The organism is Bradyrhizobium sp. CCBAU 21365 (assembly GCF_015291305.1).
GTDB classification, from domain to species: Bacteria; Pseudomonadota; Alphaproteobacteria; order Rhizobiales; family Xanthobacteraceae; genus Bradyrhizobium; species Bradyrhizobium elkanii.
In genome coordinates this window covers 7,843,506-7,864,351 of record NZ_CP030036.1, presented here as the reverse complement: position 1 = coordinate 7,864,351, position 20,846 = coordinate 7,843,506, and the positions used below count along the sequence as shown (strand labels likewise).

Here is a 20,846-nt window from a genome sequence, read left to right as displayed (position 1 = left end):
TGCTGGCGCCGTCCTCACCGCCGTCGTTGTTGCGCCCTCTAGCCGAAATACGAAGCCAGGGTCGGAGGAAGCTTCTGATGGCGCGGCAAAGAAGGTAATGGAAGCAACGACCGATCCGCTCGATGCCATGCTGGCGCGACTGCAGCTCTCCGGCATCTGCGATCAGCTCGACAGCCTGCTCGACGAGGCGGCACGCGCGAACCTGTCGGCGCGTGAGACACTGATCCTGCTGTACGAGCGCGAGATTGCGCGCAAGGCTCATCGCCGTATCGAGATGGCACTAAAACTTGCACACTTCCCGGCCGTGAAGGAGCTTGCGGGCTTCGACTTCGAGGCGCAGCCGTCGATCGATCCGAAACAGATCCGCGACCTGCCCGCGTCACATTGGATCGCCAACGGTGAGAACGTGCTGCTGCTCGGCCCACCCGAGTCAGATTCATACTGCCCATCTCGCTACCCCCTTAGAGTTCAAGTTCTTTTTGACCAGGATCGCCAGACGATGGCCGCCGGAGCCGCCGCGCATGCGCGGTGCGCTTGACATCGGGACGTTCCAGATCAACCACTTTGATCATCCACGGCGCGCCTTTGCACAGCTGCTGCGCAGGCAAGCTCTGTTCTTCGATCAGACGGCGAACCGTCGAAGGGCTGACTTTCAACGCAGTTGCAGCTTCGTCCAAAGTGGCCTCTCCACGCTCGGCGCGCTCGCCCTCTTGGTAGGCCGCGATGGCGTGTTGGTTGCGCAGGCTGCGAACGCGGACACGGGTCCAACTGTTGCCCCGCCCCGTCGACTTGCGGGCGCGGTTGAGAACCGCGGCGATCGTGCTGTCGGGCATCTGACGCGCGAGGACACGAACGAGATCGACCACATCTGCTGCGGTGCTCCAGCGGTGCTCGCCGGTGCGGTTCTTCCTCACTTGCAATGCCGTGTGATCGCCGCCATGCCAGTGGACAACCAAGTCCAGCATCTCGTCGCGGATGCGCACGACGATCTCATGGATCAAGCTTCGGATGATCCTCTTGCGCGTCGCAGCTGTTGCACCCGGACTTTCCCAAGCTCGCTCGAGATCGGCACCAAGCGCAAGCAGCCGATCGCGATCGGTATCACTCAGCGTCGTCTCCGGCGTCGCCAACAACGCCTCGCGCTCGCCCTCAAGCTCGTGGACAGCGAGCAGGCGTTCGTTCCAGCGCCGCTCCAGCTCGCCGGCAACAAGGCGATTGTCCGGATCGACAGTCTCGTATCGCCGACGAGCGCGAGTTGTCTCGTAGCGTGCCTGCTCCAGAGCCAAATCGAGCTGACGTAGCTTGTCGGCGTGTTCACGCCCGCGCGCCTCTATGGCCGCCAGCCCTGCCTGGACACCCAGCGGCTGCACCCGCGCGATGACCTCCGCGCTGATCGCGCGATCCACGCGCAAACCGCCGAATGAGATGCACGGATCTCCGCCATGGTTGATCTGGCTACCGCGGCAATAATAGCGCCCGACAGTGCTGTGCGTGCCGCTGTAGCCAACGTGAAGTTTGCGGCCGCAGTGACCGCAACGAAGGAGCCCTGCAAGAAGGCCTTCGCCGCGGCGGACCGAACCACGACTCATGAAGCTTTTTCCGTTGGCGTTGTCGGTGATCAGGCGCTGATTCCTCTCAAACTCCGCCCAGGTAATGTAGCCCTCGTGGTGGTCTTTGATCAAAACCTCCCAGTCGCGCTGCTCACGGCGGAGGCCACGCACGATCCTCTTGCGGCCGCCCTCGATCGTCACCCGACTACCCGAGCGACCGAAGGCGTAGGCGCCAGCATAGATGGGATTCGTCAGGATGTGGTGGATCGTATTGTAGACGGGCAGCTTCCACTCGACGTGCCGGCCCTCGGCGCCATTGCTGACTGCGGGCAAAGCGATGGACTCCTGCCGCAACCAAAAGTGCACCTGGCGTAGCGTTTGCATCTCGGTAAACTTGGCGAACACAAGCGCCAGCGCTTCCTGGATGCGCCGATCAGGATCCTTCTCAATGCGATCGTGAGAGACCTTGAGGTAGCCGATGGCGACATTCAAAAAGAGCTCGCCCCTGCGTGCCTTCTGCTTCAGGGCCTCGAGTGAGCGCTGACGGAAGATCGACAGCTCCATCTCGCTCATCGTGCCCTTCATGCCGAGCAGAAGGCGGTCATTGGGGTGGCGCGGATCATACACACCATCTTCATCAACGATGAGGGTGGCGACCAGCCCGCAGAACTCCAAGAGCGTGTGCCAATCCCTGCCGTTGCGGGCGAGCCGAGATGCCTCGATTGAGACTACGGCACCAACTCGCCCCTCGCAAATGGCGGCGAGCAACTTCTCGAATCCGGGACGGGCGGTGCCGCCACCAGAGCGGCCGAGATCATCGTCGATCACAACGACTTCGCTCCAGCCCAGCTGCCGCGCCCGGTCGGCCAAGCCGTACTGACGCCGCTGGCTCTCTTTGTTGTGGATAACCTGATCGGCCGTCGACTGACGAATGTAGACCACGGCCTGGCGAGCAAGGTGCACGGACGTGATCTTACTCACCGCCGTTCTCCCCGCCGACGTCGTGTACCTCGGTCGCGCTGTCGGTGAGCGCTTCGGTCAGAAGCTCCTTTAGGAGCTCCAGCATCTGTTGGTGAGCCTCGATTGGAATGCTGCCGTATGTTGGAGGACTCTCGAACAGATCCCCCTGGCGATGTGATGCCGCCACCATGACCGCCTCCTTGTGAATGGGACGATTCCCGAATGGAGGAGGCTAAGAGCGCGTCGACAAGAATGCGCGCCTCCAGTAGGCGATTCACCGGAAGCCTTGGATCAGCTTTGAGTCGGAAGGAAGCGGCGGCGGGAGCCGTCATCCATGCCGGCAGCAACGTTAACGTGCCGTCAGGCTGTCTGATGACAAAATGCGCTTCGCCCCCAAGCTGCTTGCGGGCGACAACGGCCACCAAGGCTCCGCAGCGTGGGTGGAACGGGTAGAGGATTTCAATCTCAGATCCCAGACGCCCGGCATTATGACGCTGGTCCGCCGGGCGTCGGTAAGACGCACCTGTCGATCGCGCTCGGGCGAGAGGCGATCCTGGCCGGTTACACGGTGCAGTTCACAACCGCGACGACGCTGGTCGCGGGCCTTGCCAAGGCACATGGCGAACGGCGTCTGGACGAGAAACTGCTCGCGCTGTCGAAGCCAAAGCTGCTGATCGTCGACGAGCTCGGCTATCTGCCGCTGGAACCTGACGCGGCACATCTCTTCTTCCAACTGGTCAGCCGGCGCTATGAAACTGGCGCCATGCTGATCACCTCGAACCGCAGTGTTGCCGAATGGGGCACTGTGTTCGCCGGTCCCGTGGTCGCCACCGCGATCCTCGACCGGCTCTTGCATCACAGCCACGTGCTGACGATCCGCGGCGATAGTTACCGGCTCCGCGCCAAGCGAAAGAGCGGCCTCATCCAGCCGCCGCCCGCCGGTGACGGCCCTCCGGTCGGCTCCGCCTCCCTCCGGCCCGTCACCGGCGGAAACAACCTTCAACCGAGATCATAACCCAGATGGTGGGGGCAGTTCTTCATGACGCAAAGGGGGCAGTTCCGGATGGCGTTTGACACCTAGGACGCGCGGCAACAAAGTATGGCTTTGGCTGTTCACATGCATGGAAGCGCATCTTCTGCAGGTCACTACTGACGATGGCGAGTGCCGGTTTTGGTTAGCAGCCGGTACGGAAGAAGAGGCCGTTCAGCTCGTCTTGGATGCCATCCCGGAGGGATGGACCGCCAAACTAATCGATCGCGGGGGCACCGCTCTGGAGCAAGCTGCAGCGCTCGGCCTGACTGTTGGACTCGCGCCAGGAGAAGCCCGCGAGGTAAGCAGAGGAGTCGGGCTTAGCTGATACGCAGGCGTTTCTCCGCCGCCTCGATCTGCGAGCGGGGAAACCGGCCAGATGAATTTTGAAGCTTTAGCCCACAAGGAGCGTCAGATGAGCGAACGACGTGAGCTATATCGTAGTACCAACGGCGACGCTTGATTTCTGGGACGCGAGCCGGCCAATGGCCATGCTTTCATCATTCATCAGCCAAATGCGCCTTCTGGCGGCCGACTGACACACATTGAACTCGGCGATTTCTTGCGAAGGGAGCCGAAAGGACCCGAGCACCAGGCTCTTCTGCGCCTGATAGGTACGCTAGTGAACGTGCCACCGTACGCTTAGGGCGTACCAGCAGCGTTAGAGCGGCCTAGCGCTCATTCCACATATACGGGCTGTTCTCCGAGACCATAAGCAGAGACGGATCGGATATCGGCACACCTTGCAGGTCAATCGAGGCGTTTGAAAGGATCTGCGTGTACTCGCCATCAAAGCAATTGACGACCAAGCGCCGATCACCATCCAACGCTCTCTCCGCATGCGAATCTTCCTGAGCAGAGCTCGTAGCGGCCAACGCAAGCATTGACTAGCTGTTCCTACAGGATGCAAACGCTCCCTCACGCTTGGTGGCTGATAACCTCAGTAAGGAAGAGCAGCGAACGGCCGGCGCACACGAAAATTGAGGTTCGGGGCGAGGACGGGCCTTTCCAAGCCTCGCGCCATTCGGGATCAAAAGATCCAAGAAGCCGTCTCCCCACCAGAAAAGAGAGGGCCGCCCGGAGGCGGCTAGTTTTTGTCTTCTCTTCTGCTTATTTCTTGAGGGCGTCAGCGGCGTCCCGCGCTGCATCCTTCACATCTCCCGCCGCATTGTGGGCAGATCCCTTGGCCTTGTCGATCTTGCCTTCGGCTTCCATGTCCTTGTCGCCAGTGAGCTTACCGGCACCTTCTTTGATGGCGCCTTTTGCCTTGTCGGCAGCGCCCTTCACATGTTCGCGGTCCATGATCGTGTCCTTTGCTGCTGGGAGAGCACACAACGAAAGCGTTGCGCAGTGGTTCCTCCTGCGGAGGCCCGCTTAAGGCCGCCGGCGTCGGACGCCTCGGCATATTGAAGGCAAGCCACCACTAAATTCTCGTCGCCTGGCGGGCCGTTCTAACCGACTCGTGCTCTTATGGGGCGCGCCGGCCGGTCGCCGAGTGCGCGCAAGCGGATGGTCAAAATTGCTCAGACCTAGTCTGCGACAAGTGTTAACAACACCCATCACCGTCCGGTGCATGGCTTCTATCGGTGCTGAGAACCCCAGTTGCGCTCCCGCCTAACCGAACAGGGAGCACCCATGTTCAAGCAATCATCGATATTTCAATACCGCTTAGAGGACGAGGCAATTGACTTGCGCAAGCAGGCTGAGGGTATGGCTCATGGCGGTCGACGCAACGAACTTTTACGGATCGCAAGCCGGATCGAGACCTCGGTTAAATGGCTGGATTCACCCGGTCTGCGCGCTCCGACATAGACTACTAGCGCAGAGAGGCGGCACCAGCCGGTAGCCTCTCGTTCACGCGCGTGGCCTTTGTTTCTCGTTTTCTGGAAGGTTCCTATGGGCCGGGCGGCTGGCCTATCTCCGTGGCCTAATTTGATTCTGGGAGTGGCCTGTTTTGAATTTGGCCAGATCTGAGCATGATCAAGGTTTCTTGCCCGCTGAGAACGGAACTGGAATGCAGTTGCCAAGCCATTTGTGGTGCCTTGATCAATTTTGCTCAGTTTTGATCTGCCATGCCTGCAAGGATGCCATGGCCGGAACATAAATCCGAGGGCAATGATGATCAGCGTTTCACTGTGCCAGGAAGCTGCGGACCACTATTCTACACTGTCCCGTCAGGCTAGCCCTTCCCAGGATCGCGCCGCCGTCCTCAAGAACATCGCCCGAACTTTGCGGGGTTTAGCCGGTCAGCTCGATAGGCTGGCGTCTCTTGAGAGAACCATGGGCAAGTAAGGCCGCCTCAGTTGAAAGGATTCCGTCGGCGAGAACCATCGCGCGCCTGATGACCATCGGCCGAGACTTGCTCACGAAAGCGGAGGCTGTCACGGTCTCGGCGATCGAAGCTGGTGTACCAACCCTGGTCGAGGCACGCGAGATCATCGCCGAATTCCACCTGATGATCCGACGCAAGACCGAGGCGGGCCTCATCCCATGGATCGAGCGCGCCCGCGTCAGCGCCAGTCTCGTCGCCTCGTTCTCCAGCGGCGTCGCGAAGGATGAGGCGGCGGTACCGGCGGCAATCACTTCACCATGGTCCAACGGCCAGACTGAAGGTCAGATCACGCGCCTCAAGCTCGTCCGACGTCAAAATGTACGGCCGCGGCAAAATCGATCTGCTTCAAGCCAGACTAATTCGTTCAGAATAGTCGGCGCTGCACCAAACTTGCGTCAGAGCCAATATTGCAGGCCGAATGACAAGCAGGAGGAGCTGGCGCGCGAGGCAGCCGATCGTGGTTCCAGGATCGGCTCATCACCCGTATGGGCGAGATGACTGGTGTCGCGCTCCCCAAGGATTAGGGATCACGAGCTGGGCGTCACCTCCATCCAAACACAGTCCCCCGGATTCCTACGGAGCGATCGCCATCTATCGTTTACGCACTGCTGGTACGATATCTCCTGCATGGGCGGCGACATCGATCCTCAAAATCAGGCTGAGGCGGCGATGAAGGAGGCCGTCAACGCCGATGGTTTCCAACGGCAGCGTTGGATTCAGGTCGCGCAGGCCTGGCTCGAGCTCGCTCGGCCGGCAGAGGGTAGGTACCGTTATGGACGAGAGAAGGGCACGAACGTTTATAATGGCAGCGGCCTTGACCTTGCTCCCAAATCCCGTTTTGAGTTCACCGGCCAGATCGCCCGGTGCTTCGCGATGAAGACGAACTTCATGTCGCTTCCTTCGCGAAGAAAGCTTCGGCCTTTTTTTAGGATATCCCGCTCGGCCTTCAGCTTGGCGACCTCACGGCGCAACCGCTCGATCTCGTGCTGCTCGGGCTTCATCTGCCCATGACCGGGAAAGGCCTGTACCGGATCGGCGCCAAGCTCCTTCACCCACTTGCGCAGAACATTCTCATGAACATCCAGGTCCCGGCCGGCTTGCGCCACCGATACCCCGCGCTCCCGCACCAGCTTAACCGCCTCGACCTTGCGACTGAACTTCCGTCTCTTCATCGCCCACCTCCGGCTTCATGAAACACCTGATCTCGGTGTCCATCAAACCGGCAGCAGCTCAAATCTCAGATTGGCGGTTTTGGCTCATCATGATGATGGGCGCTGCGTAAGCCGCCTGGAAGGAAAGAACCAAGTTCAGCAAAATGAAGGGAAAAGGGTCCCAATGTCTGATGAATGCTATCATGTTCAGCATGATCCAAATGCCAAGAAGGACGCTTGGATGATGATGAAGCACCAAGAACCAACTGTTTCAGCGACCCGGTCAGCAAGCATCGCGCCCGGCGTCAGTGCGAGCTTGGGTAAGTTGCGGGCTGGCTTTTGAGTCCGGAGTTCTCGCAGCCGCTCCTGGTCTTCTGGACTGAGGTGGACTTATGGGTTTGCTCATTGGTCATTTGTTGCATCCACAGTTGAGAAGGGTCTACGGGCCACGGGAGGAAGCTAGTACTACCATCGATGGCTGTTGCCTGATCTCTGTTGCCGAAAATCCGTGAATCTGAATCAGGCGGGCAGTAGCTACAAAGGCGACGAGGCGTCCTGCGCTGGCCGCGACGCCGGGTTCGGAAGGCCGCGTCGGCCAGCAGAGGAAGGAGTGATCCGGATGACTATACCAGCGAAAGCCGAGGCGCCGCCGCCGACTGTCTTCGTTTTGGAGATCGACGGTCAGCCCATTCTGGCGTTCAGAGCTGCGACGATTCGTCAGGCCAGAGAACTCGGCAAGGAGGACTGGCTGCAAGATGATTTGAAGCGAATGATGGTCGGACACAGGCCGCTTTGGAATGGGAAGTCGCCGATCAGGGTGCGTCGCGCCAAGCCAGAAGAAGAAGTGTACTACGTTGACGCGAAGACGGAGAATGCTGCAGGCGATTCGCCTTTGGTCTTTCTGGTTCGGCGGGACGATCAAGCGGATGCAGGTAGTCCCGTCACCCGTGGATCATTTCCGCCCCGGAGATGATTTCGAAGTAACACCTTATCGGCGGACTGGGCGGCCTCGTTGACGAACGAGATTATCGCGACCTGCTGCACCGATGCCACGTCCCGAACGACATCCACAGTTAGCTGCTGAGAGCCCCGAGGAAACTCTCGCGCCACGCCGCAATGCTATTGCGGCGTAGTACCACCATCATGGCCCGCCAACGATCGCATCGCTCTCCAAGTGGCATCCCCAGCGCTGTCTGCAATGCTTCGGCGACGGCGTCGGGGTCATACGGGTTGGCGATCACGGCAGTGTCGAGTTCGTAGGCCGCGCCGGCAAAGGGCGAGAGAACGAGCACGCCAGGGTCATCGGGGTTCTGTGCAGCGACATACTCCTTGGCAACCAGGTTCATTCCGTCGCGCAACGGAGTGACAAGAGCGACGCGGCTGAGCCGAAAGAAGCCAGCGAGCGAACGCTGCGAGAAGCTCCTGTTCAAATACTGGATCGGCGCCCAATCGAGTTCCGCGTAGCGACCGGCCACGTCGCCCGCCAGCGCACCAAGCCTCTGTCGCAACGCACGGTATTCAGGAACGTCGCTGCGCGTTGCGGTGGCGATCTGCAGCAAGCGGACGTGGTTGCGGTATGCGGGATAGCCCTCGAGAAAGGCGGCGAACGCTTTGAACCGGTGCTCGAGACCCTTACTGTAATCCAGCCGGTCCACCCCAATGATGAGCTTGCGCCCCCGGAGACTCTCCTGCAGCCGGCGGGCCGTTCGGGATTTCACAGCGCGACTAGCCATTTCGGCGATCGCTTCAGTATCGATACCAATCGGGAAGGCGCCGGCGCGCAGAACCCGATCGAAAGCGTGAACGTGGCCATCGGACGAAATCGTGCCTCCTGCACGGCGAAGGATGGCGTCATGGAAGGCGGTCAAATCCTCCACCGTCTGGAAGCCGACGAGATCGTAAGCGCACAGTGATTTCAGCAGGTCGCCGTAGTGAGGAAGGGTCGCCAGCACCCCCAAAGACGGAAACGGCGTATGCAAGAAAAACCCGATCCGCTGTGTGGCGCCGGCGCGGCGAAGTTCCTCGGCCATCGGGATCAGATGGTAGTCATGCACCCAGACGAGGTCACTCGGGCTGAGCAGGGGCGCGAGGGCGTCGGCGAGCACGGCGTTCACCCGTCGATAGGCGGCCAAGTCCCGGCGGGTAAAGTTCATGAGGTCAAGGCGATAGTGGAATAAGGGCCACAGTGCCGCGTTGGAGAAGCCGCTGTAGTAGCCGTCATGGTCCGCGCGGGTAAGATCGACGGTAGCGTACGTCACTCCCTCGGTCTCAAAAACGTTCGGCTCTGGTGTTGTTTCTCCAAGCTTGCCACTCCACCCGAACCATAAGCCTCCAGCCTGATGCAGAGCGTCGACGAGGCCGGTCACGAGCCCGCCGCTGCGCTGCGCAGCTTCTGCCGGCAAGGCGACACGGTTGGAGACGATGACCAAGCGGCTCAAGCGGGTTCCCTCCGCACTGTCAGGGTTGCGTCGAGCCGAGCCGCCAAAAGATCTCGGCGAACACGGCAACGCAATGATCGGCGGTGACATCCGCCGGAGCCCACATTCGCTCGGTCCTCGCGCGAAAATCCACAATTCCTTCTACCGGAACTGACGGTCCCGTCATCAGGCAATCTGGGCGGGCGTTACCTGTAAAACATATAGATCTTCCCGCAGTAAATATAGGATACTCTGCCGACGATCTGGATTGTTGGGCGCTGTCTAAAGCTGATCTTCGCCAGGATTTCGACGGCAGACGCCCCGGGTGTGCCTCTCGATCTCAGCCAGTGCGGCGTCGAGCGAGGCGTGCGGCCCTTGCTGTATGCCGGCCATAGTTTCCGATGCGTGGCCCTCCGGATGGATCATGAACTGACGTGGAGCGCTTGCCGTGATGCGCCCCATCGAGCGGCCGAGCAGGTCCGTCAGCTGCCAAACCGTGCCTCCCTCTGCCGGTGTAACGATCACATCCATGGTGAACCTTGAGTCTGTACGCCGCGCGAACAAACCGCTGCAATAACCGATGGGCGAACTACCGAGTTCCGCGGCCGCGGCATTCTCGGTACTGGAAGGATTGGCGCTTCGGATCGCCCCGCGATCGAGCGAATGGCGCTTAATGCCGATATATGCGACTATATAGAATGGTCAAAAAGAAAGGTCGAAGGCCAACGTCGGGAGAAGAAATGGCAACCGCTCTCGACCGTTGGGACGAGGAAGGCGGAGCGCAGGAGTTGGCGTGGCCTTTACCCTATGAAGCCAGCGATTTGCGCGATGTGGAGCGCAGAGTCCTGGAATGTCTGGGTGCCGCCCTTGTCAGCGAATGGAATGATCTGCCTACTGACGTCCAGCGCAGGCTCTTCGAGCACGCGGCCTCGGGCAAATCGCACGACGCCACCGTGTTGAAGACGCGGATCGCCCGTTTCCTGCACGATCATAAAGGTGCTTCGGGTGGGCGCTAACACGACTTTGGCAGATTTGTTCACGCCTTGCTCTTCGCTGACCTGTGTTCTGCAGTACCCGTATCGCGGATCTGATGGCTGAAGAATGAGAGCGACGATGGCGGGACGCGCGGCTGGCAGGTTGGGCTGAGGTGGTGGCCGTCGTTTCATTTTTGCGCCCCGTCTTGGCAATGCGGAAGTGCTGCAAGAAGGCGTAAGCAACCATCGTCATAAGAGCGTGACGATGAAGACCGTGCCAGAACCGTCCCATCGCGACATGACGGTTGTAGCCAACCGCTGCAAGTCTATCTCGGCTGGTAGATTTGCGAGATAGCATTTCTTCTCTCCGAGTCGCGATGCTTGCCGATCGCCAACTCGCATTTTTTCACTTGGCATCAGCAAGCATTTCGTCCGCCGGCATCTATACAAATCCGCGATGTGTATTGCCTTGTGTTTGGTGACTTCGCAGCCATCTCATGATAAAGAGATAGCTAATCTCGGCACAGAAAGCACTGTAAACGGATTGCTTCATTATCGCGCCGATGCAAAGCCGTTTCTGAAGGATAGCCGATCATGACCATGCGCTCCCGACGCGAAACGGTCACCTTCAAGCATCCCTTCCGGATCAAGGGCATCGACCGCCTCCTGCCTCCGGGTGCCTACGAGGTCATCACCGATGAGGAGATGATCGAAGGATTGTCGTTCGAGGCGTTTCGCCGGGTTGCCACTATGATCACGGTGCCGGCGGCGCCGCCGCGCACTTCAACGGTGGAGAGGATTTCCATCAACCCGGTCGATTTGGCTGACGCTCAGCGCATTGATGCCGAAGCGCCTCGCGAGTGACGAGCCACTCGATCTCGACAAGCACCGCTGAATGGCTGCACAAGAAGCGACCGACGTCCGGCGTATTCTGGCGCACGTCGAGAACAACGCAATGCCCCTGCGCGATGGGAAGCTTTCTCAAATTTGATGACGCGGCGTCCAACGACTTTCGCACCACACAGCTGGCCTTCACCGGATCCTTAGCCGCCGCGGTCTTGGCAGCTATTTCGTGATGCTCTGAGCGAATATCGTTTCGGGACGGTCTTGTACGTCCCCTTGCGGCGGCTTATGTGCTGATTAGCACTCGCTGGCCACGACTGCCATTTCGTCCAAAGCAACAACAACAAGAAAACAGGAGGGCAGCATGAAATTCCGTCCGCTTCACGACCGCGTTGCGGTCAAGCGTATCGAAGCCGAAGAGAAGACCACTGGCGGCATCATCATTCCGGACAGCGCCAAGGAAAAACCTTCGCAGGGCGAGATCACGGCGGTTGGCCCAGGCGGCCGCGACGAATCCGGCAAGCTGCCCATCGATCTCAAGGTTGGCGACCGCGTCCTGTTCGGCAAGTGGTCAGGTACGGAGATCGAGCTCGATGATCAGGAAGTACTGATCATGAAGGAAAGCGACATTATGGGCGTTCTCACCGAGCTGCCCGCCGCCAAGAAGAAGGTCGCCTAAGCGCCAGTCTGTTTTCCTTATCCCAAGCAGCCAGCGTCTCGAAGGAGAAGGATAAGGCCCGCAAGTTGAACTCACGTCCCTAAAGAGCTCGCCGAGTCGCGCGGTCTTTCGGATTTGACAGTTGAAAACGGAGATCATGATGTCGGCCAAAGAAGTTAAGTTCGGCGTCGACGCCCGCGACAGGATGTTGCGCGGTGTTGAAATTCTCAACAATGCGGTTAAGGTCACGCTCGGGCCCAAGGGCCGGAACGTCGTGCTCGACAAGTCGTTCGGCGCCCCCCGCATCACCAAAGACGGCGTCACTGTCGCCAAGGAGATCGAGCTTGAGGACAAGTTCGAGAACATGGGCGCGCAGATGGTGCGAGAAGTTGCCTCCAAATCGGCAGATGCAGCTGGCGATGGCACCACCACCGCGACCGTGCTCGCGGCTGCGATCGTCCGTGAAGGCGCGAAGGCGGTTGCCGCCGGTATGAACCCGATGGACCTGAAGCGCGGTATCGACCTCGCGGTGGAAGCCGTGGTCGCCGATCTCGTGAAGAACTCCAAGAAGGTCACCTCGAACGAGGAGATCGCCCAGGTCGGCACCATCTCGGCCAACGGCGACGCGGAGATCGGCAAGTTCCTCTCCGACGCCATGAAGGAGGTCGGCAACGAGGGTGTCATCACCGTCGAGGAAGCCAAGTCGCTCGAGACCGAGCTCGACGTCGTCGAGGGCATGCAGTTCGACCGCGGCTACATCTCGCCGTACTTCGTCACCAACGCCGACAAAATGCGCGCCGAAATGGAAGACGCCTACGTCCTCATCCACGAAAAGAAGCTATCTCAGTTGAATGAACTGCTTCCGCTGCTGGAAGCCGTCGTCCAGAGTGGCAAGCCGCTTGTGATTATCGCGGAAGACGTCGAGGGCGAAGCGCTCGCGACCCTGGTCGTGAACCGCCTCCGCGGCGGTCTGAAGGTCGCGGCCGTGAAGGCTCCGGGCTTCGGCGATCGCCGCAAGGCCATGCTGCAGGACATCGCGATCCTGACCGGCGGCCAGGCGATCTCGGAAGATCTGGGCATCAAGCTCGAGAACGTCACGCTCAACATGCTCGGTCGCGCCAAGAAGGTGATGATCGACAAGGAGAACACCACCATCGTCAGCGGCGCCGGCAAGAAGGCCGACATCGAGGCGCGGGTGGCGCAGATCAAGGCGCAGATCGAGGAGACCTCCTCGGACTATGACCGTGAAAAGCTGCAGGAGCGTCTTGCCAAACTCGCGGGCGGCGTCGCGGTGATCCGCGTCGGCGGCGCGACCGAGGTCGAGGTGAAGGAGCGCAAGGATCGCGTTGATGACGCGATGCATGCGACCCGCGCGGCCGTCGAGGAAGGCATCCTGCCGGGCGGCGGCGTCGCCCTGCTGCGTGCTTCCGAGCATCTCAAGGGGCTGCGCACCAAGAACGATGACCAGAAGACCGGCGTCGAGATCGTGCGCAAGGCGCTGTCTGCGCCGGCCCGCCAGATCGCGATCAACGCTGGCGAGGACGGCTCCGTCATCGTCGGCAAGATCCTGGAGAAGGATCAGTATGGCTACGGCTTTGACTCCCAGTCCGGCGAGTACGGCAACCTGGTCACCAAGGGCATCATCGACCCGACCAAGGTCGTTCGTGTGGCGATTCAGAACGCGGCTTCTGTTGCGGCGCTCCTGATCACTACCGAAGCCATGGTGGCCGAATTGCCAAAGAAGAACGCCGGCGGTGGCGGCATGCCTCAAGGTGGCGGCATGGGTGGTATGGATTTTTAAGTCCTACTCGTTCAGAGCTCAACAATAACGAAGGCCCGGCAGAGATGCTTGGGCCTTTTTTGCAGGAACCAGCAAAAAGCGGCCGCCGAGAAGCGTGATGAATTCTCGCCGTTTCACGGATTTCCGTGAGGACGCCTTGTGCAATATCTCAAAATCAGCACTTTGCATTGCAGCCGGGTGGCGGGTGAGAATTGTTACCAAACCAGTCAGGACGCACCCCACCGTTACTGGATTTTGGGAAGTGCATAGCTCCGCCCTGGTTGGTCGCCCCCGTGATTAGACCGAAGACCGCGATCACCTGGGACGCGGGGATCATGAGTAGCAGGCCGGCTACGATCGAGACACCCGGTGCAATAGCGACCACAGCGAGCAGCAGCATAATAGGGCCGAAGGAGTGCTTGTGTAGGCGACCCATCAGCCAGCCCAGGGTAAAGCGATCTTGCCGGTGCCTCGTCGTGCAGCCGCTGCAGCAGGACCGAGGCAGGCACAAACACCCCTTCATCGGCGGGCATTGTCGGCTTCAGCTGGTCGGGGCTCGTTGGGACCCGGTACGCCGGGGACAGGATATTTTGGGAGGCGCCCGGTCGACACAGCCGACCCTGCGAGGGTCAGAGCCGACCCAGAAGTAGCAATACGACGAGGATGACCAGGATGGTACCGATGACCCCCATCCCACCGTGGCCATAGCCGTAGCCGTAGCCGCCGAAGCGGCCGCTGAAGCCACCAAGCAGGAAGATGATGAGGAGGATGATGAGGATAAGTCCGATCGACATTGTCCGACTCCTTTGGTGGGACCGTGTGGATATTGGGTCTCACGGTAGTCCGAGTTGAGTGCGCGATCTTCAAGCTTCCGGCGACGACTGTCGGCGGCATCACTGGGCAAGTGCTGTGCTACTTCTTCTCGATTGAAATGCCACCCGGCGCGGCGGACGCGGAGCAGGAGGCAGTTTGAGCTTGAGAGAGGCAGCCTTGGTATCGTTTGGCTCGGGGTCGGCGGTGCCCGTGGCGTTGCCGGGACGAGTCAGTCGCTTCGGGATTGCTGGTCGAGCCGATAGACCCGCCCCGCGCTCGCGCCTTTAGCTCCCTGGCGCAAGTTTTGTCTGTCTTGCGATTCGCCAACTCCTGCAAAAGTCCGCAGGCGACCCCGGATGGGAGGGGCCGATGCAGTTGACCGGATCACAAGGGCGCAGCCGCGCCATCGCGCTCGAGTGCGCTCGAGCGCGCGTTGAGTGGGCATGGTCTGTGACAGAGGTTGCCACGCCCAAACAGCGTCGCTCGTGCCCTCAATACGGGGCGTAGTATTGGCGGCGATAGGGATACTGGCCGCCGTAGTAATCTGGCGCATAGTAGCCCGGCGCGTAGCCTGGCCCGTAATAGCTACCACCGTAGGCTCCATAAGCGGCGGCTCCAGCCGCGGCACCCAGGATGCCAAGACCAATTGCGGCCCCCGGAGCGCCGTAGTAGCCGCGACCGCGGTAGTGGCGTCGGTAGTAGACTTCTGTCACTGCGGACGACGAAGCCGCTTGTGTCAGAAGAGCCGTGCTCGGCGAGATCGGAGCTGCCCCCGAAGGCAGCACCGAGGCGAGCGTCGCCGCACCGAAGAGTGCGACCGCAATCGCGTATTTCATTGTCTGCTGGTTCATGGTCGTATCCTCTCCAACTTGGAGCATCTCAAGCGGCAAGTCGATTGCGTGCCGCTGGCCGATAAAGAACCTCGACCCAGGGTGCTTGAAGCGCTGGTGGGGGGGCGGATCCGAGGATTCGTGGTTCTAAGCGAACTCACAGACCCGCCTCTGTACTCGCGCCGCGACTTAACCGATTACTTGGCGCAAGTTTTTTCGGCCTTCAAAGCCGCTTCTGCCGAGGCCTTTGTCGTGTGAGCGGCGCCGACAACCTTCATGCTACCGCCGGCAGCAGGCTGGCTCTCGACGATCTGACATTTCATGGTCGCAGTATCCTGAGCCAGGTAGAACGAGGAAGGCGATTGGCCAACGGTTTTGCCAGTCTCCGCCGCGAATGACGGAGAAGCGAATGCGAGAACAGCGACTGTCGCTAATAGAATTCTTTTCATAGTATCCACCAATTCTTATGCGTCCGGAATCGGACAAAGAATGAACAGGGCAAGCCGACAAGAGTTCCAGCTATCGCCGATTTGTTTGTTGCGTGTGGATCCGCGTGGATCAGTGACAGCCCCGAAAGTCTGTCGACAGATTGTGCCAATCGCCCAATTCCATTCTGCCTAGCGGCGATTCAGCGGGTGTTGCCGTTAGCGGGAATCAATTGGCTATAGCTGCGGCCCTCGCAAACATTCTCTCAATCACCGATGGATGCCGAGAGCAGGGCGGCGAGAAGTATTGTGCCGCAACGCAGCGCGAGCTCATGGTCAAAATTGCTCATTCAAGAAAATTTAACGAAAGGGAATTTGCCATCAGATTAGGACGGCATCACTCATCGCAATGTCACTCTTTGGCCCAAGCCCCACTGACGAGTAGGCGCAATAGGCGATGCCCATCATGAGCAGGAGCCTGAAGGCCCTTCTAGAAAACGTGAGGGCCTTGAAGCTGAACGACTGATCAGAAAGGCTGCCGAAGGTCCAATGCGTCGATCTATGATGTGACAAGAACTTCTACGGACATCCCGGCGAAGGCGCCGATGCTGCCGACGAAGCTGCCGGACACCGGAATCGTCTGCCGGATGTCGCGCGCGACCGCGACCGGGATCAGATTGAAGCCGCCGAGGCTACGATTCGTCGGGTCGAAAGTGATCCAGCCGGCGCCCGGTACGAAGACCTCGGCCCACGCATGGGTTGATCCCGCATCGCTCGATCCGACGCTCTGTTGCTCTGGATTGTAAAGATAGCCGGAGACGATCCTGGCTCCAAACCCGAGCATGCGTGCTGCTTCGGTGAACAGCACCGCGAAATCCCGGCATGACCCCCAGCCACGATTTAACGTTTCTACCGGCGTTTGGGTACCCTCATCCTCACGGCTCTGGTACTGGACAGCTTCCGAAACGCCGACGCTCAGGTCCTTTAGCAGCGACAGCGTATCAGTCCGACTTCCTCGAACGAACATTTGTGCCCAATTTCGTAGGACCCCCGCTGTGTCCGAGTACTGGGGGAGAGCCAGGGCGCCGAGATCGGTCCAATCGTCATCAGAATAGCGGAATGGGTAAGACATGGCCGAGACAGCGATATCGAACACCGGCCATGCAACCGCGTCGAGCTGAAGCTCCGCGACGCTGGCGATCACCAGGTTGGAGGCTGTCATCTGAAACGTGGCCGTCGCGATTGCATTGCCAAACACATCGTGCGCCCAGGTCAAGGCCGCATGCGGCGTCATCGTGACGTTGCTCGAAATCAAGCGGAGCTCGCGGCTTTCGCGCGGACGAAGCATCAAGCGGTGCGGCAACAGGTGCACGTGTTCGTTGAATCGATAAGTCGTCGTGTGAAGAACCTTCAGCATAATCAACGAAAGCTCCGATCGGGGCGGCCTCTGGCCAGGCCCCTTATCCGGTGGTCCCCTCGGGAAGTATGGCCGAGTTGAAGATGCCCATGCAAATGTCGATCCAGACGACCGAAACCGGACGAGGCACCGTGCGAGAACGCTGCGATTCATTCATACGGGCATGTTAACGGGTGTCGATGTGCAAGCACAACATCAGTTCGCGGTGCGATAGGATCCGACAAGTGTGACGTGCTGCAAATGTGTGGACAGCCTCGTGTCGCGCGACATTCCTGGATAGTGAGGCGACTAGGAGGGATCGAACCATGAAGAACCGGCCACCACTTCCGCAACATTTGAGTCGCCATAGGTATCACGCGCTGCTGGTCCGGCTGCAAATCGAGCTCGTCAAGCTGCAGCCTGCGTGATTGAGCGCGGCCAGCGTATCCTTGTCATCGTCGAAGGTCGCGACGCCGCCGGCAAGGATGGCACGATCAAGTGGATTGTCGAACATCTAAGCCCGCGCGATACCCGCGTCGTAGCGCTGGGGCCGCCGAGCAATCGGGAACGGTGTTCATGGTACTTCCAGCGTCACGTTTCGCACTTGCCCGCGGCAAGAGAGATCGTGCTGCTCAATCGCATTTGGTACAACCGTGCTGGAGTTGAGCGTGTCATGGGCTTTTGCACCAAGGAGGAAACCGAGGAATTCCTCGAGACCGTGCCGGGTTTCGAAGCAATGATTGAGCGTTCGGGGATCACCCTGCTCAAGTACTATCTTGATATTTCGAAACAGGAGCAGAAGCGACGGCTCGCCGACCGCCAAAGGGATCCCCTGAAGCAATGGAAGATGAGCCCCATCGATGCCAAGGCGCAGAAGCTTTGGAAAGCTTATTCCGAAGCACGGGACAAGATGCTGGAGCGGACGCACACCGTCACCTCGCCCTGGACCGTGGTCCGCGGCGGTGACAAGGAACATGCGCGGCTTAATATCATTCGCGATGTGCTGTGGCGGCTGAACTATCCGGGAAAGCACCGTCGTCTCCACAGACCCGATCCGGCGGTCGTTTTTCCTTACGATAAAGCCTGCTATGAGCGCGGCCTGATCGAGGCTTAGGTGGCTTACCTTGATGCCTCAGTTTGCATCGAGCGAAATTCTGTAGCCTGCATTTTCGAGAGCGGCGAGGACAGCTGTTGCGATAGTCTTGCATTCGTTGGGCTCTTTGTAAGTTTTCGGCCACACCGTCCCGTTTCCCGCGTCTGGAAAATCAACGAAAGCTGATTGAATAGCGCGTTCGATGATCCGTTGGAGCTTCTCATCCCGTATCATTGCCTCGTCTCCCGCTTCTCGACGATCGTCACAATATCATCATTTTACCTAGAGCCGCTGCGGTGCGCTGCCAATGCGCTGGAGTGCACAATATCCTGTTTGAAGGAGTAAAACGTATTTTCGTTCCTCCGACGATCAGCGCAGGCGAGCGTAGCCCTCACCGATTTGCGACGCTCAAGCCGGGCCTCTTTGCGGCTGGCGACGTGGGGGACGGCGTCTATCGGCAAGCTGTCACGCCGGTCTCGGCTGCATGACGGCACTTGAGGCCACTCGCTTTCTCTTGGCCCAATGTCCTTCCAGCCGGCGCGCTTGTCCTATTGAAGATAGGCTCAACCCTTAAGCGGCAGGTCGAGCAATGTATGGCTGTAATTTCAATTACATACGAGTTCGCAGTTTTGTTCTGAGTGGCGCGCCATTCAGAACAGTCCAACGAACTCTGACTCAGTACGTCTTCAGCATTGTGAGCTCGCCGGCATCGGCTCGGTTTTTGGCGGCGAGCAAGATCTCCCTCATCTGCTTGATCACCTGCGGTTCTAGGGCTTCGATCTTCGCCGCGATCTGCGGATCAAGAATGCCTTTGCGGCCATACCGCCCTCGAACGTCGCTGGCATGTCCGAGAATGCGGTCGCGCGTGCGTTGTGCGATCGCATCATTGTCGAGCCAATCGGCCATGAGGTGCCGCGTCGAATAGAGGGTAAGGTCCGCGCGATCGAGTTTCAGTTTCGTCTTCACGTACTGCCATGCCTTGCTCAGCGGCTGCGACCAGCGGATCGTACCGTCTTTGCGAGTATAGGCGTCCCATTCCGGGAAGAGCCGTTCCTCTTGCTTGTCCATCAGATCCTGCATTCGATCCAGCAGCCCCAACTCGATGAGAAGCGGATGGATCGGAATGACCCGCCCGGCAGCGTTCGTCTTCAGATTGCGCAGATCCTTCACCGCGACGCGGCCATGGCGAGCATCGAACGGGCGCAAGTCGAAATAGTAGAACTCGCCATCGGTTCGGATATCGGCGCATTTGAGCTGGCCGACCTCGCCGGGCCTCATGCCGGTGAGGATGCAGATCAAGAAACCCCAGTAGATGTGCGATTGCACGAAGTACCGGCCGGGCTGCCAGACGTGCACGCGATTCTTGCAGCCGGTGAAGAGCGGCAGGCGCAACAGCGTCAGCAGCTCGTCATCGTCGAAGGCATCGCGCGGCAGCGGCGCCAAATTTTCGGGATCGATGCACACGAACTTGGGACGCGGTCCGCAGTAATGCTTTTCCGCGATGGCGAAGTCGACGAACTTATAGAGCCCGGCCCAGTACCGGCTCTTGATGGTGGTGGTCGTCACGCGCTCGAGCTGCGACCACTTCGTCTCTTCCGCATATTTGTAGCGCTGGAAAAGCGTCTTCGCGAACCGGCGTGGAATGTTATCGCGATTGGGGATATCCGGCAGCGCCTCGTCGAGTTGCTTCCATTTGGCATCGGTCAGTTCATCCATCCGCGGGTTGTCCAGGAAATCGATGGCGAACTGGATGACGGGTTCAGCTTCTCCGCGGCCCTTCGCGGTGTGTTTCCGCTTGCGGTCCAGCGGTTTGAGAAATTCCGCGAGCACGTCGGACATCCGGCAGGAATTGTCTTCGGCGGCCTCCCCGGTGGGGGCACATACCGCGGGCTCGGAGACCGGCGAGATCGAGCCCACCTTCTGCGCCGGAAGCAACGGAAGCCTTTGGGCGACTGCGTCCTGCACGAGGCGATCGATCATCGCGATGGGATCGAACGGTTGTGCGACCGCCGGGGCGGCGGGCGCCGTCCAGCCTTCCTTGACCGCCTCGGCCGCGTCATGCCGGCCGTTTTCATAGGCACGCCGAACGTTTAGGCGGGCGATCTCGCTTTCGGCCGCCTTGTTCTGGTTGACGAAGTCGACCCAGGTGCTCGGCATCCGAGGGAAACGCTGCGGGTAGGCATAGCCGCGGTCCTGCGCCCGGCCGAGATAGCGCCTGACCTCATGTTCGAACGCGCAGCGCTCGGCCAGCAGCCGCTCGTTCGCCGGCACGCCATGCTCGACATAGGCGTGCAGCCGCGCGTCGAGGATGGTCCCCAACGCCTCCAGGTCGGGAGCCGCGATCAGCTCCTGCACCCATCCGAGATTGTCCATCAGCCGCCGCCTAGCCTCATCAAAATTCCCGGTCCTGAGGCTGACACGAAGGAGGGGGAGCCCAAAGAGCTGAGCGGCCTGTTTCCCCAGCCGAATCTGCAGGAAATAGCGTCCATCGCCGCGCCGGGCGAGGTAGGAAGGACGAGCCACGCGTAGGCCTTTCCGGGGGGGCGGGCCGGGTGAGACATCCCCGTGGGATGTAACACCATCAAATCCGCTAC

19 protein-coding genes and 4 pseudogenes are annotated in these 20,846 nt (G+C 59.9%); 9 read left to right on the top strand and 14 right to left on the bottom strand.

Features of this window, described 5'->3' with window-relative positions; all coding sequences use genetic code 11:
* Window positions 1-97 precede the first annotated feature (97 nt).
* A complete protein-coding gene (locus XI02_RS36920) occupies window positions 98-538 on the top strand; it encodes an ATP-binding protein (protein ID WP_305826058.1) in 441 nt (146 codons plus the stop codon).
* Here XI02_RS36920 and XI02_RS36915 read toward each other — a convergent pair.
* Together XI02_RS36915 and XI02_RS36910 are read right to left on the bottom strand one after the other, a co-directional pair.
* Window positions 462-2,531, bottom strand: a complete 2,070-nt coding sequence (locus tag XI02_RS36915; protein WP_028344307.1) for a recombinase family protein — start codon at window positions 2,529-2,531, stop codon at window positions 462-464. The two genes, XI02_RS36920 and XI02_RS36915, sit on opposite strands and share 77 nt — an antisense overlap.
* On the bottom strand, window positions 2,524-2,700 hold the full coding sequence (locus XI02_RS36910; RefSeq protein WP_155258785.1) for a hypothetical protein: 177 nt from the start codon (window positions 2,698-2,700) through the stop codon (window positions 2,524-2,526). The genes XI02_RS36915 and XI02_RS36910 overlap by 8 nt, the downstream gene beginning before the upstream one ends.
* 306 nt (window positions 2,701-3,006) lie before the next feature.
* Here XI02_RS36910 and XI02_RS36905 point away from each other — a divergent pair.
* Window positions 3,007-3,525 (top strand): annotated as a pseudogene (locus XI02_RS36905) (ATP-binding protein); the annotation flags it as partial.
* Window positions 3,526-4,650: 1,125 nt separating this feature from the next.
* Here XI02_RS36905 and XI02_RS36900 read toward each other — a convergent pair.
* Window positions 4,651-4,842 carry a CsbD family protein gene (locus tag XI02_RS36900; protein WP_028170261.1) on the bottom strand — a complete coding sequence of 64 codons (192 nt, stop codon included), beginning with the start codon at window positions 4,840-4,842 and terminating at the stop codon, window positions 4,651-4,653.
* 1,000 nt (window positions 4,843-5,842) lie between these two features.
* Here XI02_RS36900 and XI02_RS36895 point away from each other — a divergent pair.
* Window positions 5,843-6,245: pseudogene (locus tag XI02_RS36895) on the top strand (transposase); the annotation flags it as partial.
* A gap of 472 nt (window positions 6,246-6,717) precedes the next feature.
* Here the strand turns inward: XI02_RS36895 and XI02_RS36890 are convergent.
* Window positions 6,718-7,044 (bottom strand): annotated as a pseudogene (locus XI02_RS36890) (transposase); the annotation flags it as partial.
* A 58-nt stretch (window positions 7,045-7,102) separates the two neighbouring features.
* Window positions 7,103-7,228: a DUF1003 domain-containing protein gene (locus XI02_RS45650; RefSeq protein ID WP_244981009.1), complete on the bottom strand. Its 126-nt coding sequence runs from the start codon at window positions 7,226-7,228 to the stop codon at window positions 7,103-7,105.
* A gap of 414 nt (window positions 7,229-7,642) precedes the next feature.
* Between XI02_RS45650 and XI02_RS36880 the strand changes: the two genes are divergently transcribed.
* Entirely contained in the window at window positions 7,643-7,996 is a 354-nt protein-coding gene (locus XI02_RS36880) for a hypothetical protein (RefSeq protein WP_232208625.1), read from the top strand.
* A 100-nt stretch (window positions 7,997-8,096) separates the two neighbouring features.
* On the opposite strand, the gene XI02_RS36875 is transcribed toward XI02_RS36880, so the two are convergent.
* Together XI02_RS36875 and XI02_RS36870 are read right to left on the bottom strand one after the other, a co-directional pair.
* On the bottom strand, window positions 8,097-9,461 hold the full coding sequence (locus tag XI02_RS36875; protein WP_172646932.1) for a trehalose-6-phosphate synthase: 1,365 nt from the start codon (window positions 9,459-9,461) through the stop codon (window positions 8,097-8,099).
* A gap of 261 nt (window positions 9,462-9,722) precedes the next feature.
* Window positions 9,723-9,971 carry a hypothetical protein gene (locus tag XI02_RS36870; protein ID WP_018273528.1) on the bottom strand — a complete coding sequence of 83 codons (249 nt, stop codon included), beginning with the start codon at window positions 9,969-9,971 and terminating at the stop codon, window positions 9,723-9,725.
* A gap of 209 nt (window positions 9,972-10,180) precedes the next feature.
* Between XI02_RS36870 and XI02_RS36865 the strand changes: the two genes are divergently transcribed.
* Complete coding sequence (locus XI02_RS36865) at window positions 10,181-10,456, top strand: hypothetical protein (RefSeq protein ID WP_018648614.1); 276 nt, start codon at window positions 10,181-10,183, stop codon at window positions 10,454-10,456.
* A 28-nt stretch (window positions 10,457-10,484) separates the two neighbouring features.
* Here the strand turns inward: XI02_RS36865 and XI02_RS45645 are convergent.
* Window positions 10,485-10,822, bottom strand: a pseudogene (locus XI02_RS45645) (IS701 family transposase); the annotation flags it as partial.
* A gap of 186 nt (window positions 10,823-11,008) precedes the next feature.
* Between XI02_RS45645 and XI02_RS36860 the strand changes: the two are divergent.
* From XI02_RS36860 to groL, 3 genes are all read left to right on the top strand, one after another.
* The gene (locus tag XI02_RS36860) at window positions 11,009-11,278 is read left to right on the top strand and encodes a hypothetical protein (RefSeq protein WP_092216775.1); all 270 of its coding nucleotides are present in this window, start codon (window positions 11,009-11,011) and stop codon (window positions 11,276-11,278) included.
* Window positions 11,279-11,621: 343 nt separating this feature from the next.
* The gene (locus XI02_RS36855) at window positions 11,622-11,936 is read left to right on the top strand and encodes a co-chaperone GroES (protein ID WP_092216776.1); all 315 of its coding nucleotides are present in this window, start codon (window positions 11,622-11,624) and stop codon (window positions 11,934-11,936) included.
* A gap of 139 nt (window positions 11,937-12,075) precedes the next feature.
* Window positions 12,076-13,716, top strand: a complete 1,641-nt coding sequence (groL, locus tag XI02_RS36850) for a chaperonin GroEL (protein WP_172649067.1) — start codon at window positions 12,076-12,078, stop codon at window positions 13,714-13,716.
* A 154-nt stretch (window positions 13,717-13,870) separates the two neighbouring features.
* On the opposite strand, the gene XI02_RS46510 is transcribed toward groL, so the two are convergent.
* The 4 genes from XI02_RS46510 to XI02_RS36830 all read right to left on the bottom strand — a co-directional run bounded on the left by XI02_RS46510 (window position 13,871) and on the right by XI02_RS36830 (window position 17,186).
* A complete protein-coding gene (locus XI02_RS46510; protein ID WP_172646933.1) occupies window positions 13,871-14,131 on the bottom strand; it encodes a hypothetical protein in 261 nt (86 codons plus the stop codon).
* 193 nt (window positions 14,132-14,324) lie between these two features.
* On the bottom strand, window positions 14,325-14,489 hold the full coding sequence (locus tag XI02_RS36840; protein ID WP_018646276.1) for a DUF3309 family protein: 165 nt from the start codon (window positions 14,487-14,489) through the stop codon (window positions 14,325-14,327).
* A 510-nt stretch (window positions 14,490-14,999) separates the two neighbouring features.
* Window positions 15,000-15,359 carry a hypothetical protein gene (locus XI02_RS36835; RefSeq protein WP_244981010.1) on the bottom strand — a complete coding sequence of 120 codons (360 nt, stop codon included), beginning with the start codon at window positions 15,357-15,359 and terminating at the stop codon, window positions 15,000-15,002.
* A gap of 963 nt (window positions 15,360-16,322) precedes the next feature.
* A complete protein-coding gene (locus XI02_RS36830; RefSeq protein ID WP_172646934.1) occupies window positions 16,323-17,186 on the bottom strand; it encodes a transglutaminase family protein in 864 nt (287 codons plus the stop codon).
* Between the two features lie 397 nt (window positions 17,187-17,583).
* Here XI02_RS36830 and ppk2 point away from each other — a divergent pair, with 397 nt between their 5' ends.
* Window positions 17,584-18,273 carry a polyphosphate kinase 2 gene (ppk2, locus tag XI02_RS36825; protein WP_370142616.1) on the top strand — a complete coding sequence of 230 codons (690 nt, stop codon included), beginning with the start codon at window positions 17,584-17,586 and terminating at the stop codon, window positions 18,271-18,273.
* 18 nt (window positions 18,274-18,291) lie between these two features.
* Here ppk2 and XI02_RS36820 read toward each other — a convergent pair whose 3' ends face one another.
* Both XI02_RS36820 and XI02_RS36815 read right to left on the bottom strand, forming a co-directional pair.
* Window positions 18,292-18,486, bottom strand: a complete 195-nt coding sequence (locus XI02_RS36820; RefSeq protein WP_038935057.1) for a hypothetical protein — start codon at window positions 18,484-18,486, stop codon at window positions 18,292-18,294.
* A gap of 441 nt (window positions 18,487-18,927) precedes the next feature.
* Window positions 18,928-20,775: a site-specific integrase gene (locus XI02_RS36815; RefSeq protein WP_240536847.1), complete on the bottom strand. Its 1,848-nt coding sequence runs from the start codon at window positions 20,773-20,775 to the stop codon at window positions 18,928-18,930.
* Between the last annotated feature and the right edge of the window lie 71 nt (window positions 20,776-20,846).

Coding starts and splice junctions, on each gene's coding strand:
- XI02_RS36920 (WP_305826058.1), top strand. CDS start 98: ATGGAAGCAACGACCGATCCGCTCGATGCCATGCTGGCGCGACTGCAG.
- XI02_RS36910 (WP_155258785.1), bottom strand. CDS start 2,700: ATGGTGGCGGCATCACATCGCCAGGGGGATCTGTTCGAGAGTCCTCCA.
- XI02_RS36900 (WP_028170261.1), bottom strand. CDS start 4,842: ATGGACCGCGAACATGTGAAGGGCGCTGCCGACAAGGCAAAAGGCGCC.
- XI02_RS45650 (WP_244981009.1), bottom strand. CDS start 7,228: ATGATAGCATTCATCAGACATTGGGACCCTTTTCCCTTCATTTTGCTG.
- XI02_RS36880 (WP_232208625.1), top strand. CDS start 7,643: ATGACTATACCAGCGAAAGCCGAGGCGCCGCCGCCGACTGTCTTCGTT.
- XI02_RS36870 (WP_018273528.1), bottom strand. CDS start 9,971: ATGGATGTGATCGTTACACCGGCAGAGGGAGGCACGGTTTGGCAGCTG.
- XI02_RS36865 (WP_018648614.1), top strand. CDS start 10,181: ATGGCAACCGCTCTCGACCGTTGGGACGAGGAAGGCGGAGCGCAGGAG.
- XI02_RS36860 (WP_092216775.1), top strand. CDS start 11,009: ATGACCATGCGCTCCCGACGCGAAACGGTCACCTTCAAGCATCCCTTC.
- XI02_RS36855 (WP_092216776.1), top strand. CDS start 11,622: ATGAAATTCCGTCCGCTTCACGACCGCGTTGCGGTCAAGCGTATCGAA.
- groL (WP_172649067.1), top strand. CDS start 12,076: ATGTCGGCCAAAGAAGTTAAGTTCGGCGTCGACGCCCGCGACAGGATG.
- XI02_RS46510 (WP_172646933.1), bottom strand. CDS start 14,131: ATGGGTCGCCTACACAAGCACTCCTTCGGCCCTATTATGCTGCTGCTC.
- XI02_RS36840 (WP_018646276.1), bottom strand. CDS start 14,489: ATGTCGATCGGACTTATCCTCATCATCCTCCTCATCATCTTCCTGCTT.
- XI02_RS36835 (WP_244981010.1), bottom strand. CDS start 15,359: ATGAACCAGCAGACAATGAAATACGCGATTGCGGTCGCACTCTTCGGT.
- XI02_RS36820 (WP_038935057.1), bottom strand. CDS start 18,486: ATGATACGGGATGAGAAGCTCCAACGGATCATCGAACGCGCTATTCAA.